This window comes from Pandoraea captiosa (genome assembly GCF_902459775.1).
GTDB classification, from domain to species: Bacteria; Pseudomonadota; Gammaproteobacteria; order Burkholderiales; family Burkholderiaceae; genus Pandoraea; species Pandoraea captiosa.
In genome coordinates, this window is sequence record NZ_CABPSQ010000008.1 from 143,016 (window position 1) to 166,205 (window position 23,190).

The window sequence follows — 23,190 nt, forward strand, 5'->3', positions numbered from 1 at the left end:
CGGACCCCCGCAATGACCAACGCAGCCCATGATCTTCCCGACACCGGCGACCGTCAAAACGGCGCCGTGCATGTGTTTGTCTACGGCACCCTTCGGGCGGGCGAAATCAACGACATGATGCGCGCAGCCGAACGCCACGGCATTGGCGCGCCCGTATACATCGGCACATGCACGGTGGGCGGGCGGCTATACGACTTCGGCAGCTACCCCGGCATGGTGCCCGGTGTGGAGGCGTCGGTCACGGGCGACGTCTATCGAATTCCGGCGGCGCTGATCCCCGTGCTCGATGAAATCGAGGCGGTCTATCCCGGTGAGGCGGGGTTGTTCGTTCGGGAGGTGCACGACGTTGCGTGCGAAGGCGCGACGTACCCGTGCATCGTCTACCCGGTGAGCGCCTCTGCCGTGAGCCACTTGCCCCAGATTCCGGGCGGTGACTGGGTCGCGTATCGCCGTGCCCGGGAGGCGAGTGCCGCCTGAGCGCAACCTGATCGGGCGATGGCCGCGATGTCCGATTATGACCAGCGCTGACTGCGTCGATGTGGGAGGATTCGCACATCCCGATGCTTTCAGGACGTCGTCTGCGCCGTCCTTCCGACCATGCGTTCATCCGATATCGCCCGCTTGCTCACGCTCTCCGCTATCTGGGGAGCGAGCTTTCTTTTCATGCGCATCATCGTGCCTGCGCTCGGGCCGTTGCCCACGGCGTTCTTTCGCGTCACGTTAGGCGCCATCGGTCTGGCAGTCATTCTGCTCGCGATGCGCGTTCGTTGGGAGTTCAAAGGGCTGCTGGGGGCGTCGATGCTGCTCGGTGTCATCAACTCCGGCATCCCGTTCGTGATGTACTGCCTCGCCGCGCGGGTGCTGCCGGCCGGGTACTCGGCCATTCTCAACGCGACCACGCCATTGATGGGTGTCGTCATCGGAACGCTGTTTTTCCGTGAACGTCTGACGAGTGCCAAGAGCTGGGGCGTAGTGCTCGGTTTGGTCGGCGTGGCGGTGCTCACGCGCACCGGACCGGTCACCATGTCGGCGCCCGTGGTGATGGGCGCGCTTGCCTGTCTGGTCGCCACGTCCTGCTACGGTCTGGCCGGCTATCTCACCAAGCGCTGGATCACCGAGCGGGGCGGTCTCGATGCCAAGCTCGTTGCGTTCGGAAGCCAGTTGGGCGCGTCGGTCGTACTGCTGCCGTTTTTCGGCTACGTATCGGCCACGTCCGGCATTCCCGGCCCTGCGACCGGCGGGGTATGGGCGGCGATGGCGGCGCTCGGCTTTTTGTGCAGCGCGCTCGCCTATATGTTGTTCTTCCGATTGATCGCCGATCTCGGGCCGCTGCGCTCGCTGACCGTCACCTTCCTGATCCCGCCGTTCGGCGTACTGTGGGGCGCGTTGTTCCTGAATGAAGCGGTCACGATGGCGCACGTCTTCGGTGGATGCTTCATCGCACTGGCGGTCTGGCTCGTGTGCAAGCCGCCGAAGGTCGCGCCCTCCACCAGCGGCGCGGCCTCGTAGCGATAGCCGACTGTGTGCGCCGACGCTTCCGGGCGGCGCGCACCGACCCCTCTGCGCCCTCTGTGAGGCCGATGACCGATGTCATCGGCCTTTTTTTCATGATGTGGAATGTCTTTGCGATCCGTAAAAATTTGCGCTGCTCGGCACAACGGCGCAATTTCAGGAAGGGAAATTACATTTCACATCAAGAAAATATTTTTATAAGTATTTGAATTTAAACGTCAAAAAACTTTCATCTACACCCTGATTCGTTCTGTTGCGTTGCGTGAGAAATCCCTAAACTCTTATACAAGACCTGCCGATTTGGAGACGCAAAATGCGGTCAACCGCAGCGGCGACGATCCCACGGCAGCAAAGAGTCACCCCTTTTTATTTGTATCGAGAAACCAGGAGAGATCATCATGACGACGCGCCAAGAGCAAGTGAAGCAACTCGAGCAGGACTGGGCGACCAACCCGCGCTGGAAGGGTATCAAGCGTGGCTACTCGGCTGAAGATGTCGTGCGCCTGCGTGGCTCGATTCAGCCGGAACAGACGCTGGCCCGTCGTGGCGCCGAGCGCCTGTGGAGCCTGATCAATGAGAAGCCGTTCGTGAACGCGCTCGGTGCGCTCACCGGCAATCAGGCCATGCAGCAGGTCAAGGCGGGCCTCGAAGCGATCTACCTGTCGGGCTGGCAAGTGGCGGGCGATGCGAACCTGGCCGGTGAAATGTATCCGGATCAGTCGTTGTATCCGGCAAACTCGGTGCCGCAAGTCGTGCGCCGCATCAACAACACGTTCACGCGTGCCGACCAGATTCAATGGTCGGAAGGCAAGAATCCGGGCGACGAAGGCTACATCGACTATTTCGCACCGATCGTGGCCGACGCGGAAGCGGGCTTCGGTGGCGTGCTGAACGCCTTCGAACTGATGAAGGCGATGATCGAAGCGGGCGCCGGCGGCGTGCACTTCGAGGACCAACTCGCTTCGGTCAAGAAGTGCGGCCACATGGGCGGCAAGGTGCTCGTGCCGACGCGCGAAGCCGTGGCCAAGCTCGTGGCGGCGCGTCTGGCGGCTGACGTACTCGGTGTGCCGACGGTACTCATCGCCCGTACGGACGCTGAAGCGGCCGATCTGATCACGGCCGACGTCGATCCGCTCGACCAGCCGTTCTGCACGGGCGAGCGCACGGTCGAAGGCTTCTACCGCACGCGCAACGGTCTGGATCAGGCCATCGCTCGCGGTCTGGCCTATGCGCCTTATGCGGATCTGGTGTGGTGCGAGACGGGCAAGCCGGACCTCGAATTCGCCAAGCAATTCGCCGAAGGCATCCACAAGCACTTCCCGGGCAAGATGCTTTCGTATAACTGCTCGCCGTCGTTCAACTGGAAGAAGAACCTCGACGACGCGACCATCGCCAAGTTCCAGAAGGAACTCGGTGCGATGGGCTACAAGTTCCAGTTCATCACGCTGGCCGGCTTCCACAGCCTGAACTACTCGATGTTCAATCTGGCGCACGGCTACGCCCGCCGTCAGATGAGCGCCTTCGTCGAGTTGCAGGAAGCCGAGTTCGCGGCTGCCGACAAGGGCTTCACGGCAGTCAAGCACCAGCGCGAGGTGGGTACGGGCTACTTCGATGCCGTTACGCAAACGATCGAGCGTGATGCGTCGACCACGGCCCTGAAGGGTTCGACGGAGGACGAACAGTTCTTCGACGAGAAGAAGGCGCAGGTCAAGGCAGCCTGACAGGGCTGAGGGAGGGCGCGACGCGCCCACAGGCCGGCGATGCGCGTGGGGGCACGTCGTCGGCACGTGGGAGGTGTCGTGTTCGGACCGCGCGTCCGGCTTATCCGGCCGGGGCAGCCCTGACGGCGTTCCCGTCGCGGTGAGGGTTGCGTTGCACGCCTGAACGAGAAAAGGCCCGCGAGCTTATCCGGCTCGTGGGCCTTTTTTCATGTGCGGCCAACGGTTTTTTCGGCACGATGCGCGCGTTGTCGCGGCCACCGCGTACCGACTCCACGCTCGCTCGGTGTCACCGATAGACGAGCACCGGGATCTTGGAGTGCACCAGAACGCGTTGTGTCTCACTGCCGAGCAGCAAGCTGGTAAGGCCGCGTCGACCATGGGATGCCATCAGGATGACGTCGCAGCCGTGGCGCTCGGCGGCATCGATGATGCCCAGATACGGCGCAGGAAAGGTGGAACTGTCACGCTCGAAAGGCACACCCGCTGCGGCAGCGGCCTTCGCCAGTTCGTCCAGATGCGCGCAAGCTTCTTCGGCAATCCGTTCGCTGAACGTGGCCGGTGCTTCGAGCACATATTCGCTGAACGGGGAGTAAGGGTACTCGGCAAGACAACAATAGCCGGTGACTCTGGCATTGAGGGCACGCGCCAATTCCAGTCCACCCGTGACGGCTTTTTCGGAGAGTTCCGAGCCGTCGGTCGGAATGAGGATGTGGGTAAACAACATATGACCTCCCGCAGTTGGCGTTGCTGAACACGCGTTCACAGGCTCGCGCAGGTATCACGGTCTTGCACCCGGTCCGCGCTATGCTGCTCGCGCTGCCATCGGTGCATCCGAATATCCATGGCATCGCCCGCGAACCTCTCGCTTCGATTCTATGGCTTCGGCGCGCTGCAACAACAGGGGCAAACCCGACATGGGCGCGTACCCTTCGCTGTGTTGTCGCCGAAGTCCTCCGTCAGGCCCAAAGCCGGTGCATCGGCATGCTGTGGATTTGCGTGTGCGCGTGCTAGTCGTGTCGTCCGGTCGTGCCGTCCTCGATGGTAAGACGCGCCTTCGGTGACAATCGTTCCTGTGGGCGCGCAGCGCCGGCGTGCGTCACAACGACGCGGGGGTCGCCGCGCCATCCGGCATATCGTCCTGCCAATACGCCGAGCTGCTGTAGTGATGCTTGAGGTGGTCGATGAACAGACGCACACGCAGCGGCAAATGCCGACGTTGTGCAAAGACGGCGTGAATACCGATGGGCGGGGCGGCGAACGCATCCAGCACGGTGACCAGACGACCGGCGCGAATATCGTCGCCGACTTCCCACCAGGAGCGCCATGCCAGTCCGTAGCCGTCCAGACACCAGTCGTGCAGAACGGCGCCGTCGGTACATTCCATCGTGCCGTTCACGCGGATGGTGACGACCTTGCCATCCTGCGCGAAGGTCCAGCCGCGTTGCTGGTTGGCGGTCGAGCCGAAGGCGAGGCAGTTGTGGCGGGCCAGCGCCTCCAGCGATTCGGGACGCCCGTGCTTTGCCAGATAGGCGGGGGCCGCCACGCAGACGCGCCGGTTATCCCCCAGCCGCACCGATACGAGACTGGAGTCGGGCAATTCGCCGAGTCGAATGGCGCAGTCGAAGCCCTCGTTGACCAGATCTACCAGCCGGTCGGAGAGATCGAGTGTCGCGCTCACATCCGGATGCGCTTCGATGAACAGCGGCAGCAGGGGAGCCACGTGCCGCCGTCCGAACCCGGCCGGGGCCGAGAGCCGGAGGTGGCCGCTGGCCTTCACGCCACCGGCCGACACGGCAGCTTCTGCGTTGTGCATGTCGTTGAGAATCCGCTGGCACTCCTCCAGAAACGCCGATCCTTCGAACGTGAGCGTGACGCGGCGGGTCGTGCGCACGAGCAACTTGACGCCCAGCCGGTACTCCAGCGCGTCGATACGTCGCCCGATGACAGCCGGTGCCACGCCTTCGAGCGTGGCTGCCGCCGACAGGCTGCCTTTGGCAGCGACAGCGACGAAGGTTTCGATTTGTTTGAAGCGGTCCATGACGCGGATTATGTACTAAAAAGTCATAGATAAAGTGATTTTCATGCATCTTTATGATGATTGGCTTCAATAATAAAATTGATCGTCAATGCTGCCGGACCCTGTTTCCTCTGTTTCCCCTGTTTCCCCTATGGTTCCTGTGGTTCTAGGCATTGCCAGGAGTGCGCGCCTGACACACCCGACGAGGTGGCAGGCCCAGTGCAAAGCCCCTGATGTCTTCCTTGCGGCGCACGCCTTATATAAATCAAGCTGTTGGAGATCCCTGATGCCTTTGACTTTGCCCCCCGGCATGCAACTGCATGTCGACGCCGCCGATATCCGTGCCGAATACGAAGCCATCCTGACGCCTGACGCGCTGGCTTTCCTCGCCAAGCTGCACCGCGCGTTCGAATCGCAGCGACAGACGCTGCTCGCCGCCCGTGAAGCTCGGGTCGCGCGACTGGACGCGGGTGAGGTGCCCGACTTTCTGCCGCAGACGCAGGCGATCCGCGATGGCGACTGGCGCATTGCGCCGCTGCCGCCGGCGCTGCAATGCCGCCGCGTGGAAATCACGGGGCCGGTCGAGCGCAAGATGATCATCAACGCGCTGAACTCGGGGGCGGACAGCTACATGACCGACTTCGAGGACTCCAATACGCCGAATTGGCACAATCAGCTCCAGGGTCACATCAATGTGCGCGACGCGGTGCGCGGCACCATCAGTCTCGAACAAAACGGTAAGCAGTACCGACTGAACGACAAGGTCGCCACGCTGATCGTGCGCCCGCGCGGCTGGCATCTGGACGAGAAGCATGTGAGCGTGGACGGCGTGCGCATGTCGGGCAGCCTGTTCGACTTCGGTCTGCATTGCTTTCACAACGCCAAGGCATCGCTCGAGCGTGGCTTCGGCCCTTACTACTATTTGCCGAAGCTGGAGAGCCATCTCGAAGCGCGTCTGTGGAACGACGTGTTCGTGTTCGCACAGAACGAACTCGGCATTGCGCAAGGCACGATCAAGGCCACGGTGCTCGTCGAGACCATTCTCGCGGCATTCGAAATGGACGAGATCCTGTACGAACTGCGCGAACATAGTTCGGGCCTGAACGCCGGCCGTTGGGATTACATCTTCTCTTGCATCAAGAAGTTCAAGGTCGACGCCGACTTCTGTCTGGCCGACCGCAGCCGCATCAACATGACGGTGCCGTTCATGCGCGCTTACGCACTGTTGCTCCTCAAGACGTGCCATCGCCGCAACGCGCCGGCCATCGGCGGCATGAGCGCGCTCATTCCCATCAAGCATGACCCGGAAGCCAACGAGAAGGCCATGGCCGGTATTCGTGGCGACAAGGCGCGCGATGCGACCGACGGCTACGACGGCGGCTGGGTCGCGCATCCGGGGCTCGTGCCGGTGGCGATGGAAGAGTTCGTGAAGGTGCTGGGTGAGCGTCCGAACCAGATCGACAAGCAGCGCGACGACGTGAACATCAAAGGCCGTGATCTGCTCGAGTTCAAGCCGGAGGCGCCGATCACGGAAGCGGGGCTGCGCAACAACATCAACGTCGGCATCCACTATCTGGGGGCATGGCTAGCGGGCAACGGCTGCGTGCCCATCCACAATCTGATGGAAGATGCCGCCACGGCCGAAATTTCGCGCTCGCAGGTGTGGCAGTGGATTCGCTCGCCGAAGGGCAAGCTCGAAGATGGCCGCAAGGTCACCGCCGAGCTGGTGCGCGAGCTGATTCCGCAGGAGCTTGCCAACATCAAGGAACTCGTGGGGCAGGTGGCGCCGACGTACGACCGCGCGGCCGTGATCTTCGAGCAGATGAGCACGAGCGAGGATTTCGTCGATTTCCTCACGCTGCCGTTGTACGAAGAGGTCTAATGGTCGGTTTGATGGCCGGTCTGATGGCTTCGCGATATTTCGGACGCTAGTCGCCTCGCGCGGGCGATGTCCGGCAAGACGCCGCATTGGGACGATGGTGACATCGTCCCATTTTGCTTTTGGCTTGCTTTGTCTTGTTTGAGGCGCCGCGCTACACTGAACTTTGACGTAGTGGTCCTCGTCCTACTCGTCCGCGCCGATGGTTCGGACGTATCAAGCCAGGTCATTGTTCACGTGAGGATGCCGATGTCTCCCGATATTCCCGATCTTCCTGAGGTTGCGGACCCTACCACTGCGCGCACGGTTGCGTCATCACGCCTGCCGCGCGGGCCCGGCAAGGTCGTTGAGGCCATTCCGGCGTCGCTGCGTGGGTTGTATCCGCCCATCGAACCCTTCGAGAGCGGCATGCTCGATGTCGGCAACGGGCACCGCATCTATTGGGAGCGCTGCGGCAATCCGAAGGGCAAGCCCGCAGTGTTTCTGCATGGCGGCCCCGGCGGGGGATGTTCGTCGGAACATCGACGCTTGTTCGATCCGGCGAAGTACTGCATCACGCTCTTCGATCAGCGCGGGTGCGGGCGCTCGTTGCCGCATGCAAGCCTCGACTACAACACGACGTGGGATCTCGTCGACGATATCGAAGCGTTGCGCACGAAATTCGGCTATGCGCGATGGCTCGTCTTCGGCGGCTCGTGGGGCAGCACGCTCGCGCTGGCGTATGCGCAGGCGCACGTCGATCGCGTGAGCGAACTGATCGTGCGCGGCATCTTTACGGTGCGACGCGAAGAGGTGCACTGGTACTACCAGAAAGGTGCGTCGTGGTTGTTTCCGGATCGTTGGGAGAAGTTTTTGGCGCCGATTCCCCTCGAAGAGCGCGGCGATCTCATGCGGGCCTATCAGAAGCGACTCACGCATCGGGACGAAGCGGTGCGTGTCGAGGCGGCGCGCGCATGGAGCATGTGGGAGGGCAGCACCATCACCCTCCTGCCGGACGATCAGCTTGCCGATGCGTTCGGCGACCCGCACTACGCGATTGCATTTGCCCGCATCGAAAATCACTATTTCGTCCACGATGGCTTTCTCAAGCCCAATCAGCTGATCGGCGGCGCGCATGTCTTGCGCGATGTTCCCGGCGTGATCGTGCAGGGCCGCTACGATATCGCGACGCCTGCGCGCACTGCCTGGGATTTGCATAAAGCATGGCCTGAAGCCGATTTCTACTGGGCGCCGGACGCGGGGCATGCCTTCAGCGAGCCGACCATCCTGCACTGGCTGATCGAGTCCACCGACCGGTTTGGCGCGGACTAGCGGGCGTGAGCGACGGGTCGCAAGCCGTTGCAGCGCTGATAAACAAAAACCCCTGCATCGACGACTGTCAGTGCAGGGGTTTTTTGTGCGCCTTGGCGCGTGTCGTTTTGCGCGAGATCCGAGCGATTCAGATCTCGCCGACATTTGACCGCTCAGATGGCTTAGTCGCCGCGGCGCTTGTTGAAGCCGCCACCGTTGCCACCGGTGCTGCGGTTGCCGTAACCGCCACGATCCTGACGCTGGCCGTCGAAGCTGCGCGTGCCGCGATCCTGACGATAGCCGCCTTCGAACGAACGGCCGCCGCGGTCCTGGCGGTTGCCGTCGAACGGGCGCGGCGAACGACGCTCGAAGCGGTCCGTGGACGCGCCGGTCGAGAAGCCATTGCTCCCGCCATTGCCGCCATTGCCACCGTCGCGTTGCTGGTACCCGCCCTGATAGCCGCTGGACTCACGACGTTCGAACGTACCGGCCGGCTTGTTGCCGCCAAAACGCTGACCGCCCTGATAGCCGCCATTGTCGCCACCATAACCACCGCTGCCCTGACGCGGGCCGCTGTTGCTCCAGCGACCACCGCCATTGCCACCGTTGCCACGATTGCCGTAGCCGCCGCGGCCCTGACCCGGGCGCTTGCCACCTGCACCCGCCTTCGGCGGCGAGCGGCGCGGCTCGAAACCGGCCACGACATTCACCGGCAGCGGCTGACGCGTATAACGTTCGATGCGACGCACGGCGCCGATTTCGGCGTGTGCCGCGAGGCTCACGGCCACGCCACGACGACCGGCACGGCCCGTACGGCCGATACGGTGGACGTAGTCTTCCGCAAACTTCGGCAAGTCATAGTTGAACACGTGCGTGATGCCCGGCACGTCGATGCCGCGCGCGGCCACGTCGGTCGCCACGAGCACGCGAACACGGCGCTCGCGCAGGGCGCGCAGCGTACGGTTACGCACGCCCTGCGGCATGTCGCCGTGAAGTGCTGCGCTGTCGAAACCGGCTTGTTCGAGTTGGTCGGCCAGCAGGTCTGCGTCGCGCTTGGTCGACGTGAACACGATGGCCTGATCGAGCGAGTCGTTGCCGAGCAGGTGCGTGAGCAGACGATCCTTGTGGGCACGGTCGTCCACATAGTGCAGCGTTTGCTCGATGTTTTCGTTGGTGCGCTGGTCGTTGCTGCGCGTGATCTCGATGGTTTCCGGATCGCGAAGCAGGCGGCGCGTGATTTCGCCCATGCGGCCGTCGATCGTTGCCGAGAACAGCAGCGTCTGGCGCGTTTGCGGCGTGGCGTCGACGATGGTCTGAATGTCGTCGATGAAGCCCATGTCGAGCATGCGGTCGGCTTCGTCGAGCACGAGCATCATCAACTGCGACAGATCGATCTTGCCGCTGGAGATGTGGTCGAGCAGACGGCCCGGCGTTGCCACGATGATTTCGGGTTGCTTGGCCAGCATTTCGAGCTGACGCGGGTAGGGCATGCCGCCCAGAATGCTCACCGTGCGCAGACGGCGCAGTTGCTTGCCGTACGTATCGGCAGCGGTCGACACCTGTTGCGCCAGTTCACGCGTGGGCGTGAGCACGAGCAGCAGCGGTTGCGCTGCAACGCGACGAACGCGCTGGCCCTTGCGCGGCTTTTCGCCCGGGGCGGCCGGTTGATTGCGCGGGTGTGCGGCCGGCGCACGATTGTTCAGCTCGCCCTTGGCCTGCATTTCTGCGAAGCGGTGGATGGCGGGCAACATGAAGGCGGCGGTCTTGCCGGAGCCCGTCGGGCTCGACACGAGCAGATCACGACCGGCGAGCGCGGCGGGAATCGCGCGCTGCTGCACGGGCGTCGGGTGCGTGTAACCGGCGGTGGTCAGTGCTGCGAGAATGGCTTCGTTCAGGCCGAGTTCGGCGAACGTGGGCTTGCCGTCGTCGTCGCTGGCGACTTCAACGATGGGCTTTTCGTTTTCTTCGGACGAAGGAAAATACGTCTGCGCGATGGCAGACAGCTTGGAGTGCTGTTCCATGAATCCTCTTGCGGATTGTAAGGTTATGTCGGGGCGTTGGCGCCAATCGGCAAACCCAATTCGTCGCAAGCAGGAAGCAAATCGCGGATGGGGCAGAAAGCGGATCGAAATCCGTATCGTAAGCCAGGGGACGGTGGCGGGTCGTTCCTAAGAACGCCAGTACCGGCAAGAACTACAGCGGCTTATCACAGGATTGGGGCAAAACGCGGTTTTTCGTCGCCAGACGGGAATTACGTTGGGTCCCGCGAGGCGAAGCGCGCATTATATACCCATTTTTTGGAAAATGCACGTTCGGATTTGCACGGAGTGAAGAAGCCTTGCTGGGCGGTGATTTGCTGTGGGTGTGCGGCGCTGGTGCCGCCTGGATTTGAGAGATGCCTTGCGCACATGCGATCTCGCTAGGTCGCGCGCCGCGCGCCCGATTACAATAGCGCCATGTCTTCGATTACGCTTCTCGCCCTCGACACCTCGACCGAGTTCTGCTCGGTTGCCGTGTACCGTCATGATCCTGCCAGTCACGCGAGCGCGCTTGTCGTCGAGCGCCATCTCGATACCGGCCCCGTCTCCAGTACGCATATTCTCCCTGCGGCCCGTGAAGTGCTTCGCGAGGCCGGTGTGACGTTGGCGCAATGCGATGCCATCGCGTTTGGCGCCGGTCCCGGCTCGTTTACCGGGCTGCGCACCGCTTGCGGCGTTGCACAGGGATTGGCCTTCGGCGCCGGACTGCCGGTAGTGCCCGTCGGAACGCTCCTTGCCTGCGCGCAGGCCGCCCGTGCCATGCGCGTCGGTACCGAGCGCGTGCTCGTCGCGCTCGATGCACGCATGAACGAGGCGTATTGGGCCGATTATCAGTGGGACGACGTCTGCGGCGACTGGCGCGAGATCCAGGCGCCGTCGCTCGATGCCGCGGAGCAGGTGCGCGCGCCGGACGCCGAATTCGTTGTTGCCGGTAACGCGGTGACGGCCTTCGGCGAACGTTTGCATGCGAGTACGCGGGCGCAAGCCGTGCTGGCCGACGCCATGCCGCGCGCCCGTTACGTCGCCGAGCTGGCGGCGCGGGCGTTTGCGCGAGGCGAGGCCATTGCGGCCGATCGCGCGATGCCCGTCTACATTCGCAACAAGGTGGCGCAAACGACGGCTGAGCGCGAGGCGATCAAGCTGGCTGCAAGTCAGGCGGCAACGCCGGATGCGGCTCGGGCCGACGGCAAGGGGGCGTCCTGATGCGTCAGGCCGGACCCAACCATTATTCGCCCATGACGCTGGCCGATCTCGACGAAGTCGTCGCGGTCGAAGTGCGGGCGTACCCGTTTCCCTGGACGCGTCAGAACTTCGCCGACTCGCTCGACGCGGGGCACCTTGGTGTTTGCCTGCGGGCCGTCGACGGTACGTTGCTCGGCTATTTTTTGCTGATGCCGGTGGTCGACGAGTCGCATCTGCTCAACGTCTGTGTCGCGCCCGAAATGCAGGGCAACGGGCTGGGCGTGCAATTGCTGCAGGAAGTGGTGCGTGTCTCGCGAGAGCTGGGCATGGGCGGCGTGCTGCTGGAGGTGCGTCCGTCGAACATGCGCGCACTGCGCATTTATGAGCGTTTCGGTTTCGAGCAGATCGGCCGACGCAAGGGATACTATCCGGCGAGCGGGCGTCGTGAGGACGCTATCGTGATGCGCCTGTCCTGGGAGACCGATCGTGCCGTGGCCTAAAGCGATTCTGGAAGAGTTCGGGCTCTGGCCGGTGTGGATGTCCAATGACGCCGTGGCGAATGCTGAGAAGGCTTCGAATGCCGCAATGGTGGCGTCCGCCGCAGCCGTTGGCCTGGAGGATGATGGGGGCGTGGCAACGCTGGCCGCTCCCATGTCCTCGCCCGGCGCCCGCAGCAAGGATCTACCCCCCTGGGACGTGACGTCAGAGGTGGCGCCTGTAGGAGCGACGCGATCCGCCTCACCGGCCGCTTCACGGTCCGCTTCACAGTCCGCTTCACAAGTCGCTTCCCAGGCTGCTGCGTTCGACGGCGCGATGTCGTCCTCCCCGAGACGGGAAGCCCCCTCGGCGCCGGCTGCACGAGCGGGCAACCGGCGTGACACTGACATGCCGCCCGACGACGTGCCGATGTGGCTCGACAGCGATGGATATGGCGATGGCGATGCCGCCGCCGATGCTGCACTCTGGTCGATCGTGCGCGACGCGCATGAGGTGGCGCCGTCGCGAGCGCTGTTGCCGGGTGTCGAAACGCTGGATTGGGACGCGCTCACCGAGCGCGTCGCCAATTGCCGATTGTGCGGTCTGTGCGAAAAGCGCACGCAGACCGTGTTCGGTGTTGGCGATCGCGAAGCCGATTGGTTGCTGGTGGGTGAGGCGCCGGGACAACAGGAAGACTTGCAGGGCGAACCGTTTGTCGGCCAGGCGGGCAAGCTGCTCGACAACATGCTGCGTGCATCGGCCCTCAAGCGAGGCGAGAACGTCTACATCGCGAACGTGTTGAAGTGCCGACCGCCGAACAATCGCGATCCCGAAGCCGATGAAGTGGCGAGCTGCGAGCCGTATCTGAAGCGACAGGTCGCGCTGCTCAAGCCGCGCGTGATCGTGGTGATGGGGCGCTTCGCGGCGCAGAGCATTCTGCGCACGCAGGCGAGCATCGCGAGCCTGCGCGGGCGTGTGCACGAGTACGAAGGGGTGCCGGTGATCGTGACATACCATCCGGCGTATCTGTTGCGCAGTCTGCCCGACAAGGCCAAGGCCTGGACGGATTGGTGCCTGGCGCGGGCTACCTACGAGGCAGTGTGCGAAACGACTCCGGACAACAAGCCTACGGCGAACTGATCGAAGCCCTGCGCGAGGCGCCAGTGCGCGACCTCGCGTGGTTGCTGTTGTCCGCCGATTTGCTGAGCGCCGCGCGGTTTCCGGCGGCGCTCGCCCATTTCGACAGCGTGCAGGCAGCGGCCGATGACGCTGTCGCCTCACCGTTGGGTGGGCCACCCGACACGCCTAGCGGCATCTCGGAACCCGTCTTCCATTCCCGCTTTCTGCACGATTGGCTCCTCGCTTGCGACGCCGATCCGGAACCGTTGCGCGACATGCTCGCGCGCGGCGAAAGTCACCGGTTAGGGCGTTACGCTGAGCAGCTGTTGCATTTTGCGTTGCTCCACAATCCACGCTTCGACCTGCTTGCGGCGGGTTTGCAGGTGCGCGACGCGCGTCGCGGCAACATGACACTGGGCGAGTGCGACTTCCTTCTGGCGCGCCGTATGGATCGCCAGTTGCTGCATTGGGAGCTGGCGGTGAAGCTGTATCTGTTCGTCCCACCGGAACCCGGCTCGGGTGCGTCGGCCATGCTCGATGAGCGAGCGATTCAGTTTCATTGGCTGGGGCCGAATCTCGCCGACAGTCTCGCCGACAAGGTGGCGAGGTTGCTCGGGCATCAATTGCGTCTGACCTCGCTCGACGCAGCGCGCAGCGCGTTGCCTGCTGCCGGGCCGTGGTTGCCGCAGGTGTATCTCAAGGGATGGTTGTTCCATCCGCTGGGGCAGCGCGGGACGTTGCCGCAAGTGGCGTCCGAGACGCACGGTCGCGGCTGGTGGGCAACGCTGGACGAATGGTGGGCGCATGCCCAGCGAATGACACGACACACTTCACAGCAAACGCCGCAGCAAGCTCGGGCGTGGGCCATGCTGCCTCGTGCGCGTTGGCTTGCGCCGGCACGTGTGGCGGCGTCCGGCGCGCTGCCGCTCGATGCCATGCGTGTGCGGATCGAGTCGCACTGGCGAGAGCGTGGCGTTGCAGAACCCTTGTTGATCGTGTCGTTGATGCGACGCGCACGTAACGATCAAGGGGGTGACGTACCGGCTGACGGCGCGAGCGACTGGTTCGAATGCGAGCGCGGCTTCATCGTCCCCGACTTCTGGGCCCCGCGTGCGCGGCACCGCATTGAAGAGCTGCGCGAACGCGCGGACGCCGCCGCACGGCGCGCGCTGGCGCAGACGGCAGACGATGGTGCCCCGTCGATCTGAGCGTTGTCGTATGCCTGGCCGTCAGTCCTTGCGCCACACCGCATGGAAGTGGTGGACAGGGCCGATCCCCTTGCCGATGCGCAACTCGTCGCTGGCGGCCAGCGCGCCGTTGAGATAGGCCTTGGCGTCGCGCACAGTGTCCGACCAGTCGTTGCGACGCGGACGCAGTGCTGCGAGCGCGGCAGACAACGTGCAGCCCGTGCCGTGCGTGTTGTGCGCGGCAATGCGCGGCGCCGTGAAGCGCTCGACGCCGGCGGCGCTCACGAGCCAGTCGGGGCTGAGATCGCCGGCAAGGTGGCCGCCTTTGACGAGCACGTTGCGTGCACCCAGCGCACGCAGGGCTTGCGCCTGGCGCTCCATTTCGTGCTCATCCGTCGCCGCGTCCACGCCCAGCAACGCAGCGGCTTCCGGGAGGTTGGGCGTGATCAGATCGGCAAGCGGCAGCAGTTCGTCGCGCAGTGCGGCAACGGCATCCGGTTGCAGCAGCGCGTGACCGCTCTTCGAAATCATGACCGTGTCGAGTACCACGAACCGGGGCTTGTACTGGCGCAATCCGGCGGCCACGGCGCGTACAACGTCGGCGTTCGCGAGCATGCCGAGTTTCACGGCATCGACATCCAGATCCTGAAAGACGGCGTCCATTTGCGCCGTCACGAAACTCGCGGGTGGCGTGTGAATGCCCGTAACACCCTGCGTGTTCTGTGCGGTGAGCGCCGTGATCACGCTGGCGCCGTAAGCGCCGAGTGCTGAGAACGTCTTGAGGTCCGCCTGAATCCCGGCGCCACCGCCGGAATCGGAGCCGGCAATGGTCAGGGCGATGGGAATGGGTGACGTGTGCGACGACTGAGGCAAATTCATATCAATGCTTGACTTCGCCAATGAGCGCCACCGAGTCGAATTCGCGCTGATTGGCCTGGTGACGCTTCATGACGAGCCACATCGTGCCTGAGACGAAAACACCGAACAGAATGATGACGACACCCACCGGCACGTTGAACCAGATCAGTAGCGCATAGAGGCACAGCATGATGAGCACCGAGAGATTCTCGTTGAAGTTCTGCACGGCGATGGAGTGGCCCGCCGATAGCAGCACGTGACCGCGGTGCTGGAGCAGGGCGTTCATCGGGACCACGAAGAAACCTGCGAGCGCGCCCACGATGATGAGGAAGATGTACGAGATGATCAGATACAGCGGCACCTTCCACTCGGTGCCCCACGGCAGGAGATCCTTCGAGAAGAAGGCCATGGCCATGACGGCAATGCCCATGGCGATGCCGACCGGCAGCACCGACAGCGAGCGCTTGAGCGGAATGCGCGAGGCGGCGACGATGGCGCCGATGGCCACGCCGACGGCCGACACCGCTTGCAGGATCGCCCCTTCGGAGAGCGTCATGCCGAGCGCCTTCTCGGCCCAGCGAAGCACGATGAATTGCAGTGTGGCGCCGGCGCCCCAGAACAACGTGGTGACGGCCAGCGAAATCTGGCCAAGCTTGTCGCGCCACAGCGTGACGAAGCAATCGGCGAAATCGGACACGAGTTTGATCGGGTTGCGTTCCTGACGCGCATAGCGTGCGCCGGTGTCGGGAATTCGCAGATTGAACAGTGCCGCGATCACGTAAATCCCCATGATGACGATCATCGCGGCCATGGCCGGCGAGTTGATCACCTCAGGGGTGTGAAGCAGCACCCATTGGGAGATGTGCGGACTGATCAGCGCACCGCCGAGCACAGTGCCGAGAATGATCGAACTGACGGTGAGTCCTTCAATCCAGCCATTGGCCGCCACGAGCCGTTCGGCGGGAAGCAGCTCGGTGAGAATGCCGTATTTCGCGGGCGAATAGGCGGCGGCGCCGAATCCCACTACGCCGTATGCAATGAGCGGATGTGAGCCGAACAACATCATCAGGCAACCGGCGACCTTGATCGAGTTGCTGATGAACATGACCTTGCCCTTGGGCATCGAGTCGGCAAACGCCCCGACGTAGGCGGCGAGAATGACGTAAGAGAGAACGAAGAAGAGTTTGAGCAGCGGTGTCATCCACTGCGGGGAATGCAGATCTTTCAGGAGTGCGATTGCAGCAATGAGCAATGCATTGTCGGCCAGCGACGAAAAAAACTGCGCGGCCATGATGGTATAAAAGCCTTTCTTCATCGGTACTTGAGTCGATCCCGTGCGGCGTAAAACTTGCGTGTCTCGGTTGTCGGCATCCGCGGTATCCCCCAGGGATACCCATACGGGAAGAAACCGGGCTTAAACACAGGGGTATCTGCGCTCATCGGCCATGCAAATGTCGCTATTGGACCGTATGTTCGGTCTTGAAGCCCCCGTGTCGGGCGCCCGGTCGCCCTCGGTCTGAGACCGATATTGTTATCGGGATAAAGATTTCGGCAAAACAAGTTGTGCGCACGGCTTTATAACACGAAAATATGCCGATGCGTTATGCCGCCGGCCTGTGCTGGCGAGCTTCTCCTACGATTCGATTCCCGCCATGCCTCGTCCAATCAAAGTTTCGATTCATACCGCAGCACTCGCCCATAATCTCGACGTCGCACGCCGCCATGCCCCCAACGCCAAGGTCTGGGCTGTGGTCAAGGCCAATGCCTATGGGCACGGCATCGAGAACGCGTATCCCGGATTGCGCGACGCCGACGGATTCGGCCTGCTCGACCTCGAGGAAGCGGTGCGTTTGCGCGAACTCGGCTGGGCCGGCCCCATTCTGTTGCTCGAAGGATTCTTCAAGCCCGAAGATCTCGCGATCGTCGACAAGTACGGTCTGACGACGACCGTCCATAGCGACGAACAGCTGCGTATGCTGGAGACCGCGCGTCTGAGCAAGCCGCTCAACGTACAGCTCAAGATGAACTCGGGCATGAACCGTCTCGGTTTTGCGCCCGATCGTTTTCGCGCTGCCTGGGAACGTGCACGCGCCATTCCGGGCGTCAGCCAGATCGTGCTCATGACGCATTTCTCGGATGCCGATGGCGAGCGCGGCATTGCGCATCAGATGGAAGCATTCGAGCGCGGCGCTCGCGACGTGCCCGGCGAGCGCAGTCTGTCGAACTCGGCGGCCACGCTGTTTCATCCGGGCGCGCATGGGGCATGGGTGCGTCCCGGCATCATGCTTTACGGCTCGTCGCCGAAAGGCCTCGAAGTCACGGCCGCCGAACTCGATCTCCAGCCGACGATGACGCTCGAGAGCGAACTGATCGGCATTCAGGACGTGCCTGCCGGCGGCTCGGTCGGCTACGGCAGCGTGTTCACGGCGGATGCACCAATGCGCGTGGGCACCGTCGCGTGTGGCTATGCGGACGGTTATCCGCGCGTGGCCCCCACCGGCACGCCGATTCTCGTCGATGGCGTGCCAACGCGCACGATCGGGCGCGTATCGATGGACATGCTCTCCGTCGATCTCACGCCCGTGCCCCAGGCACGCGTTGGTACGCCCGTGACGCTGTGGGGCCGGGGACTTTGCATCGACGACGTCGCGGCATCGGCGGGCACACTCGGGTATGAACTGATGTGTGCCGTGGCACGTCGCGTGCCGGTTCACGCCTTCTGAGTGCCACCACAGGAATTGCTGCATGGCTAAAGCCAAGACCGTCTATATCTGTACCGAGTGTGGGGGGCAGACGCCCAAATGGGCGGGGCAGTGCCCCAACTGCAACGGGTGGAATACGCTCGTCGAGTCTGTTGCGGAGACGTCCACCGGGCATCGCTATCAGGCGTTGGCCAAGAGTACCCCGGTGCGCAAGCTCGCCGAGATCGAGGCGTCCGACGTGCCGCGTTTTTCCAGCGGTGTGAGCGAGTTCGATCGTGTCCTGGGCGGTGGTCTCGTGGCGGGCGGCGTGGTGCTGATCGGTGGCGATCCCGGCATCGGCAAGTCGACGCTGCTGCTTCAGTCGCTCGCCCATCTGGCGCGTGAGCGGCGAGCGCTGTACGTCAGTGGCGAAGAGTCGGGTGCGCAGATTGCCTTGCGCGCGCAGCGGCTCGGGCTTGGCGCGGCGGGGGAAGGCGGCGGTGAGCTTGACCTGCTCGCCGAAATCCAGCTGGAGAAAATTCTCGGTGCCATCGAATCGGAGAAACCGGATGTCGTGGTCATCGACTCGATTCAGACGATCTATTCCGAGGCGCTGACGTCGGCCCCCGGATCGGTGGCGCAGGTACGCGAGTGTGCTGCGCAGTTGACGCGCACGGCCAAGCAAAGCGGTGTCACCGTCATCATGGTCGGTCATGTGACGAAGGAGGGCAGCCTCGCCGGGCCGCGCGTGCTCGAACATATCGTCGATACGGTCTTGTACTTCGAGGGGGACACGCATTCGTCGTATCGTCTCGTCCGTGCGTTCAAGAACCGCTTCGGTGCCGTGAACGAGCTGGGCGTGTTCGCCATGACGGAGAAGGGGCTGCGAGGCGTGGCCAATCCGTCGGCCCTGTTTCTCTCGCAGCACGAGCAAAGTGTGCCGGGTTCCTGTGTGCTGGTCACGCAAGAGGGCACACGTCCGCTGCTCGTAGAAGTGCAGGCGCTGGTCGATACGGCGCAGGTGCCGAACCCGCGGCGCCTTGCCGTCGGGTTGGAGCAGAATCGCCTGGCGATGTTGCTTGCCGTGATGCATCGGCATGCGGGCATCGCCTGCTTCGATCAGGACGTGTTTCTGAACGCCGTTGGCGGTGTCAAGATCACCGAACCTGCCGCCGATCTGGCGGTGTTGCTTGCGATTCACTCGTCGCTGCGCAACAAGCCGTTGCCGCGCGGCATCGTGGCGTTCGGTGAGGTGGGGCTGGCGGGCGAAATCCGGCCGAGCCCGCGCGGTCAGGATCGCCTCAAGGAAGCCGCCAAACTTGGCTTCTCGATTGCGATCATTCCGAAAGCGAATGCGCCGAAACAGCCGATCGACGGACTGGAGGTGCATGCCGTCGACCGCCTTGAGCAAGCGATTTCCGTGGTCGCGGGGTTGTAGTCGAACCTGTGTCGCTGCGACTGGCGAGGACAAAGAAAAGCCCGGTCGGATGACCGGGCTTGTCGTTTGCTCGGCGCTCAAGCACCTGGGTGCCCGAGCGGGGGCATAAGCCGTCATGCGTCGTCATGCGTCGTCATGAGCGCCCGGAAGCACCCTTCAGCCCCTGAAGCCCCCGGAAGCGGGCCTCAGACGATTTGCTCAAGCGCCTCCTGGGCTTCGAGCCATTCGGCTTCGACCTCCGCGAGCTTGGCGGCGACCTCCGCCTGCTGCTTGAGGCTATCCGTCAGCAGCGTCTTCTTCGACTCCTCGTACGTGCTGCTATCGGCCAGAATGGCATCGAGCTTCGCCTTCTGATCCGAGAGCGTGCCCATCGACGCTTCGAGCTTGTCGATCTTTCGCTGAATCGGCTTGCGCAATTGCGACAAACGCTGGCGCTCCTGTGCCTCGGCGCGCTTCTGATCTTTGCGGTTGACGCCATCCTCGGCGCTCGCGCCGTCGCCGCTACCGATGCCCGCTTCGCGAGCCGCCGCGCGCTGATCTGCGGCATGTTGCAGCAGCCAGTCGCGATAGTCGTCGAGGTCACCGTCGAACGGCTTGACTTCGCCACCCGCGACCAACAGGAACTGGTCCGTCGTGGCGCGCAACAGATGTCGATCGTGCGAGACCAGAATCAGCGTGCCATCGAATTGCGCGAGCGCCATCGTGAGCGCGTGGCGTGTTTCGAGATCCAGGTGGTTGGTCGGCTCGTCCAGCAACAGCAGGTTCGGCTTTTGCCAGATGATGAGCGCCAACGCCAGACGTGCCTTCTCGCCACCGGAGAACGGCGCGATCGACGCCGTCGCCATGTCGCCACGGAAGTTGAAGCCGCCGAGAAAGTCGCGCAATTCCTGCTCGCGCGTATCGGGCGCGAGGCGTTGCAAGTGCTGCAACGGCGAGTCGTCATGGCGCAGTGTCTCGACCTGATGCTGCGCGAAGTAGCCGATCTGCAGGCCCTTGCCGGTCTTGACCGTACCCGCCAGCGGCGCGAGCGTGCCGGCGAGGGTCTTGATCAGCGTCGACTTGCCCTGACCGTTCGCACCGAGCAAGCCGATGCGCTGTTCGTTCTGCACCGACATCATGACGTGCGGCAGGATGACCTTTTCACTGTCGTCGTCGAGGTGATAGCCGCAACGCACCGCTTCGAGCACGAGCATCGGATTCGGCGCGCTATCGGCCGGGCGGAATTCGAACGTAAACGGCGACGCCACGTGCGCGGGCGCGATCCGCTCCATCTTCTCGAGCGCCTTCATGCGGCTTTGCGCCTGACGTGCCTTCGACGCCTTGGCCTTGAAGCGCGTAATGAACGATTCCAGATGGGCAATCGTCTTCTTCTGCTTTTCGAAGGCGCTCTGTTGCAGCGTCAGTTGCTGGCCGCGCAGGATTTCGAACTGGCTGTAGTTGCCGCCGTAGCGCTTGATCTGTTGATTCTCGATGTGCAGCGTGACGTTACAGACTTCGTCCAGAAATTCGCGGTCGTGCGAAATGACGATCAACGTGCCCTGATAGCGCTTGAGCCAGTCTTCGAGCCAGACGATGGCGTCGAGGTCGAGGTGGTTGGTCGGTTCGTCGAGCAGCAGCAGGTCGGACGGGCACATCAGCGCCTGCGCCAGATTCAGGCGCATGCGCCATCCGCCGGAAAAGCTGGCCACGGGCAACTGTGTTTGTGCGAGCGTGAAACCCAGGCCGAGCAGCAGGGCTTCGCCGCGTGCGGGCGCCGTGTAGCCGTCGGCGTCGGCGAAGGCGGCGTGCGCCTCCGCCTGGGTGTGGCCGTCGTGCGCGGCCTCGGCGGCAGCGATGGTGGCTTCGATTTCACGCAGGCGCGTGTCGCCGTCAAGCACGTAGTCGAGGGCGGTGCGCTCGACCGCCGGGGTTTCCTGCATCACGTGCGCAACGCGCCATCCGCTGGGAACGAAGACATCACCGCCATCGGCGTGCAATTGTCCGCGCAGCAGCGCGAAGAGGGTGGACTTGCCTGCGCCGTTGGCGCCGACGAGGCCGACGCGCTCGCCCGGATTGAGCGTCACGGAGGTGTCCTCGAAAAGCGGCTTGGTGCCGCGCGCGAGGCTGAGGTGTTCGAATCGGATCACGAAAAAGGCCGAAGGTAAAGCAGGTCGGTTCGTCCGGTACGGCGCGGGGCGCAAACGCCGCCTGCGTAGGTGCAGACGGCTAAGGCATTGCGGTTGACCTGGCGTAAAACGCGCCGCGGACGGCAAAACGGCATTTTACCGGTCTGGCCGCCCGAATGCGATGCCGTAGGGGCCGATGCTTACAGAATCGGCGCGAAAAGGCGCGAAACGCGCATCACGATCTGACGCCATGTCGGAATCTTCCGGAAGTCGTCCTTGTTGAGCAGCGTGGCGTGTTCGAAGTCGTTGGTCAGCATGTAGGCGACATCGTCCGCGAAACCGCGATCGACCGTCAGCAGCATGATTTCGAAGTTCAGGCGGAACGAACGGTTGTCGAGATTGGCGCTGCCCACAGCGGCGGCGCTGTCGTCGACCAGCACGACCTTCTGATGGATGAAGCCATGGTGATAGCGATACACGTTGATGCCGCTGCGTGCCGCCTCATAGGCATACGACGTGGTGGCTTCGAACACGACATAGTGGTCTGCCCGGTCCGGGATCAGCAGGCGCACGTCCACGCCGCGCAGCACGGCGAGCCGCAGCGCCGAGAAGACGGCTTCGTCCGGCACGAAATACGGCGTGGTCAGCCAAACGCGCTTTTGCGCGGCATTGATCGCCGTGACGAAAAAGAGCGAGGACGTTTCCAGCCGGTCGGCCGGGCCGCTCGGCACGACCTGACAATGCATATCTTCGCCCGAAGCGGCGGGCTGACGGTTGAGCTCCGGCACCGTGCCCGTGCACCAGTGCCAGTCTTCGGCGAATGCACGCTGAATGCCCACCACTGCGGGGCCGCGCACGGAGATATGCGTATCGCGCCAGGGGGCCAGCGGCGGCTTTTCGCCCAGATACTCGACACCGACGTTGTGCCCGCCTGTGAACGCTTCATTGCCGTCGATCACGACGATCTTGCGATGATTGCGGAAATTGAGCTGGAACCGGTTGACGACGATGCCGCGTTTTTTGGCCGCAAACTCGTGCACCTGCACGCCACCCTGACGCAACTTCTCGCAATAGCTGCGCGGCAGATCGTGACTGCCGATGCTGTCGTAAAGGAAATAGACCTTCACGCCGGTGGCCGCACGCGCGAGCAACCGGGCGGCGAGGGCGCGCCCGAGGGCGTCGTCCTTCACGATGAAGAACTGCACGAGAACGTAATCGCGTGCGCGGTCGATCGCGGCAAAGATGGCATCGAACGTTGCGCGGCCGTTCACCAGCAACCGCACGCGATTGCCTGCCACGAATGACATGCCCGTCATGGCGGTGAGCGCCGCGAACTCCGGATGGGCCTCCATGGCTACGGGCGGCTCGCCACTCCACTGCGTCTCGCCCATGCGCGACTGCAACGCCTCGTTGCGCGCGCGACGTGCCTCGACATAGCCAATGAATTTCGAGCGTCCGAGAAACAGGTAGGGGATGAGCGTGAGATAAGGCATCGTCACGAGCGACACTGCCCACGCCACGGCGCCTTGCGAGGTGCGCACTGTCAGAACGGCATGGATCGCGGCGGCAATCCCCAGTGCGTGGATACAGGCGACGGCAAAGCCGACGTCGAGCCAATTGAGCACCATGACGGACAACCTTCCTCCATGCCGTGAGTCGCGACGACTCGGGAACCCGAGTGTAAC

General features: G+C 63.4%; 18 protein-coding genes. 11 read left to right on the forward strand and 7 right to left on the reverse strand.

What is annotated here, in order from left to right:
- Positions 1-12 precede the first annotated feature (12 nt).
- The 3 genes from PCA31118_RS19225 to aceA all read left to right on the forward strand — a co-directional run bounded on the left by PCA31118_RS19225 (position 13) and on the right by aceA (position 3,233).
- Positions 13-477, forward strand: a complete 465-nt coding sequence (locus tag PCA31118_RS19225) for a gamma-glutamylcyclotransferase family protein (protein ID WP_150626679.1) — start codon at positions 13-15, stop codon at positions 475-477.
- Between the two features lie 120 nt (positions 478-597).
- On the forward strand, positions 598-1,509 hold the full coding sequence (locus PCA31118_RS19230) for a DMT family transporter (protein WP_150626680.1): 912 nt from the start codon (positions 598-600) through the stop codon (positions 1,507-1,509).
- Positions 1,510-1,910: 401 nt separating this feature from the next.
- Positions 1,911-3,233: an isocitrate lyase gene (gene aceA / locus PCA31118_RS19235; RefSeq protein WP_044455557.1), complete on the forward strand. Its 1,323-nt coding sequence runs from the start codon at positions 1,911-1,913 to the stop codon at positions 3,231-3,233.
- 286 nt (positions 3,234-3,519) lie between these two features.
- Here aceA and PCA31118_RS19240 read toward each other — a convergent pair whose 3' ends face one another.
- Both PCA31118_RS19240 and PCA31118_RS19245 read right to left on the reverse strand, forming a co-directional pair.
- On the reverse strand, positions 3,520-3,954 hold the full coding sequence (locus PCA31118_RS19240) for a universal stress protein (RefSeq protein ID WP_174990539.1): 435 nt from the start codon (positions 3,952-3,954) through the stop codon (positions 3,520-3,522).
- A 375-nt stretch (positions 3,955-4,329) separates the two neighbouring features.
- The gene (locus tag PCA31118_RS19245) at positions 4,330-5,271 is read right to left on the reverse strand and encodes a LysR family transcriptional regulator (RefSeq protein ID WP_150626682.1); all 942 of its coding nucleotides are present in this window, start codon (positions 5,269-5,271) and stop codon (positions 4,330-4,332) included.
- Positions 5,272-5,536: 265 nt separating this feature from the next.
- Between PCA31118_RS19245 and aceB the strand changes: the two genes are divergently transcribed.
- Both aceB and pip read left to right on the forward strand, forming a co-directional pair.
- Complete coding sequence (aceB, locus tag PCA31118_RS19250; protein WP_150626683.1) at positions 5,537-7,132, forward strand: malate synthase A; 1,596 nt, start codon at positions 5,537-5,539, stop codon at positions 7,130-7,132.
- 372 nt (positions 7,133-7,504) lie between these two features.
- Positions 7,505-8,440, forward strand: coding sequence for a prolyl aminopeptidase (gene pip / locus PCA31118_RS19255; protein WP_246190326.1), 936 nt, complete (start codon positions 7,505-7,507; stop codon positions 8,438-8,440).
- Between the two features lie 161 nt (positions 8,441-8,601).
- On the opposite strand, the gene PCA31118_RS19260 is transcribed toward pip, so the two are convergent.
- Positions 8,602-10,440 carry a DEAD/DEAH box helicase gene (locus PCA31118_RS19260; RefSeq protein ID WP_150626685.1) on the reverse strand — a complete coding sequence of 613 codons (1,839 nt, stop codon included), beginning with the start codon at positions 10,438-10,440 and terminating at the stop codon, positions 8,602-8,604.
- Between the two features lie 435 nt (positions 10,441-10,875).
- Between PCA31118_RS19260 and tsaB the strand changes: the two genes are divergently transcribed.
- The 4 genes from tsaB to PCA31118_RS19280 are packed head-to-tail and all read left to right on the forward strand — an operon-like array spanning position 10,876 to position 14,444.
- Positions 10,876-11,661 (forward strand): tRNA (adenosine(37)-N6)-threonylcarbamoyltransferase complex dimerization subunit type 1 TsaB, encoded by a 786-nt coding sequence (gene tsaB / locus PCA31118_RS19265; RefSeq protein ID WP_150626686.1) that lies wholly within the window; start codon positions 10,876-10,878, stop codon positions 11,659-11,661.
- Positions 11,661-12,140 carry a ribosomal protein S18-alanine N-acetyltransferase gene (gene rimI / locus PCA31118_RS19270; protein ID WP_150626687.1) on the forward strand — a complete coding sequence of 160 codons (480 nt, stop codon included), beginning with the start codon at positions 11,661-11,663 and terminating at the stop codon, positions 12,138-12,140. The genes tsaB and rimI overlap by 1 nt, the downstream gene beginning before the upstream one ends.
- 37 nt (positions 12,141-12,177) lie before the next feature.
- On the forward strand, positions 12,178-13,257 hold the full coding sequence (locus PCA31118_RS19275; RefSeq protein WP_425495385.1) for a uracil-DNA glycosylase: 1,080 nt from the start codon (positions 12,178-12,180) through the stop codon (positions 13,255-13,257).
- Complete coding sequence (locus PCA31118_RS19280; RefSeq protein WP_174990532.1) at positions 13,218-14,444, forward strand: DUF1853 family protein; 1,227 nt, start codon at positions 13,218-13,220, stop codon at positions 14,442-14,444. The genes PCA31118_RS19275 and PCA31118_RS19280 overlap by 40 nt, the downstream gene beginning before the upstream one ends.
- A 21-nt stretch (positions 14,445-14,465) precedes the next feature.
- Here the strand turns inward: PCA31118_RS19280 and thiD are convergent, their stop codons facing one another.
- Positions 14,466-15,302, reverse strand: coding sequence for a bifunctional hydroxymethylpyrimidine kinase/phosphomethylpyrimidine kinase (gene thiD, locus PCA31118_RS19285; RefSeq protein WP_150626690.1), 837 nt, complete (start codon positions 15,300-15,302; stop codon positions 14,466-14,468).
- A gap of 1 nt (position 15,303) precedes the next feature.
- Positions 15,304-16,596: a lysophospholipid transporter LplT gene (gene lplT, locus PCA31118_RS19290; protein WP_150626691.1), complete on the reverse strand. Its 1,293-nt coding sequence runs from the start codon at positions 16,594-16,596 to the stop codon at positions 15,304-15,306.
- 337 nt (positions 16,597-16,933) lie between these two features.
- Between lplT and alr the strand changes: the two genes are divergently transcribed.
- Together alr and radA are read left to right on the forward strand one after the other, a co-directional pair.
- Positions 16,934-18,004 carry an alanine racemase gene (gene alr, locus PCA31118_RS19295; protein WP_150626692.1) on the forward strand — a complete coding sequence of 357 codons (1,071 nt, stop codon included), beginning with the start codon at positions 16,934-16,936 and terminating at the stop codon, positions 18,002-18,004.
- Positions 18,005-18,026: 22 nt separating this feature from the next.
- A complete protein-coding gene (gene radA, locus PCA31118_RS19300; protein WP_150626693.1) occupies positions 18,027-19,400 on the forward strand; it encodes a DNA repair protein RadA in 1,374 nt (457 codons plus the stop codon).
- Between the two features lie 185 nt (positions 19,401-19,585).
- Here the strand turns inward: radA and PCA31118_RS19305 are convergent, their stop codons facing one another.
- Together PCA31118_RS19305 and cls are read right to left on the reverse strand one after the other, a co-directional pair.
- On the reverse strand, positions 19,586-21,526 hold the full coding sequence (locus PCA31118_RS19305; protein WP_150626694.1) for an ATP-binding cassette domain-containing protein: 1,941 nt from the start codon (positions 21,524-21,526) through the stop codon (positions 19,586-19,588).
- A gap of 179 nt (positions 21,527-21,705) precedes the next feature.
- On the reverse strand, positions 21,706-23,133 hold the full coding sequence (gene cls / locus PCA31118_RS19310) for a cardiolipin synthase (protein ID WP_150626695.1): 1,428 nt from the start codon (positions 23,131-23,133) through the stop codon (positions 21,706-21,708).
- Positions 23,134-23,190 lie beyond the last annotated feature (57 nt).

Coding starts and splice junctions, on each gene's coding strand:
- PCA31118_RS19225 (WP_150626679.1), top strand. CDS start 13: ATGACCAACGCAGCCCATGATCTTCCCGACACCGGCGACCGTCAAAAC.
- PCA31118_RS19230 (WP_150626680.1), top strand. CDS start 598: ATGCGTTCATCCGATATCGCCCGCTTGCTCACGCTCTCCGCTATCTGG.
- aceA (WP_044455557.1), top strand. CDS start 1,911: ATGACGACGCGCCAAGAGCAAGTGAAGCAACTCGAGCAGGACTGGGCG.
- PCA31118_RS19245 (WP_150626682.1), bottom strand. CDS start 5,271: ATGGACCGCTTCAAACAAATCGAAACCTTCGTCGCTGTCGCTGCCAAA.
- aceB (WP_150626683.1), top strand. CDS start 5,537: ATGCCTTTGACTTTGCCCCCCGGCATGCAACTGCATGTCGACGCCGCC.
- PCA31118_RS19260 (WP_150626685.1), bottom strand. CDS start 10,440: ATGGAACAGCACTCCAAGCTGTCTGCCATCGCGCAGACGTATTTTCCT.
- tsaB (WP_150626686.1), top strand. CDS start 10,876: ATGTCTTCGATTACGCTTCTCGCCCTCGACACCTCGACCGAGTTCTGC.
- rimI (WP_150626687.1), top strand. CDS start 11,661: ATGCGTCAGGCCGGACCCAACCATTATTCGCCCATGACGCTGGCCGAT.
- PCA31118_RS19275 (WP_425495385.1), top strand. CDS start 12,178: ATGTCCAATGACGCCGTGGCGAATGCTGAGAAGGCTTCGAATGCCGCA.
- thiD (WP_150626690.1), bottom strand. CDS start 15,302: ATGAATTTGCCTCAGTCGTCGCACACGTCACCCATTCCCATCGCCCTG.
- lplT (WP_150626691.1), bottom strand. CDS start 16,596: ATGAAGAAAGGCTTTTATACCATCATGGCCGCGCAGTTTTTTTCGTCG.
- alr (WP_150626692.1), top strand. CDS start 16,934: ATGCCTCGTCCAATCAAAGTTTCGATTCATACCGCAGCACTCGCCCAT.
- radA (WP_150626693.1), top strand. CDS start 18,027: ATGGCTAAAGCCAAGACCGTCTATATCTGTACCGAGTGTGGGGGGCAG.
- cls (WP_150626695.1), bottom strand. CDS start 23,133: ATGGTGCTCAATTGGCTCGACGTCGGCTTTGCCGTCGCCTGTATCCAC.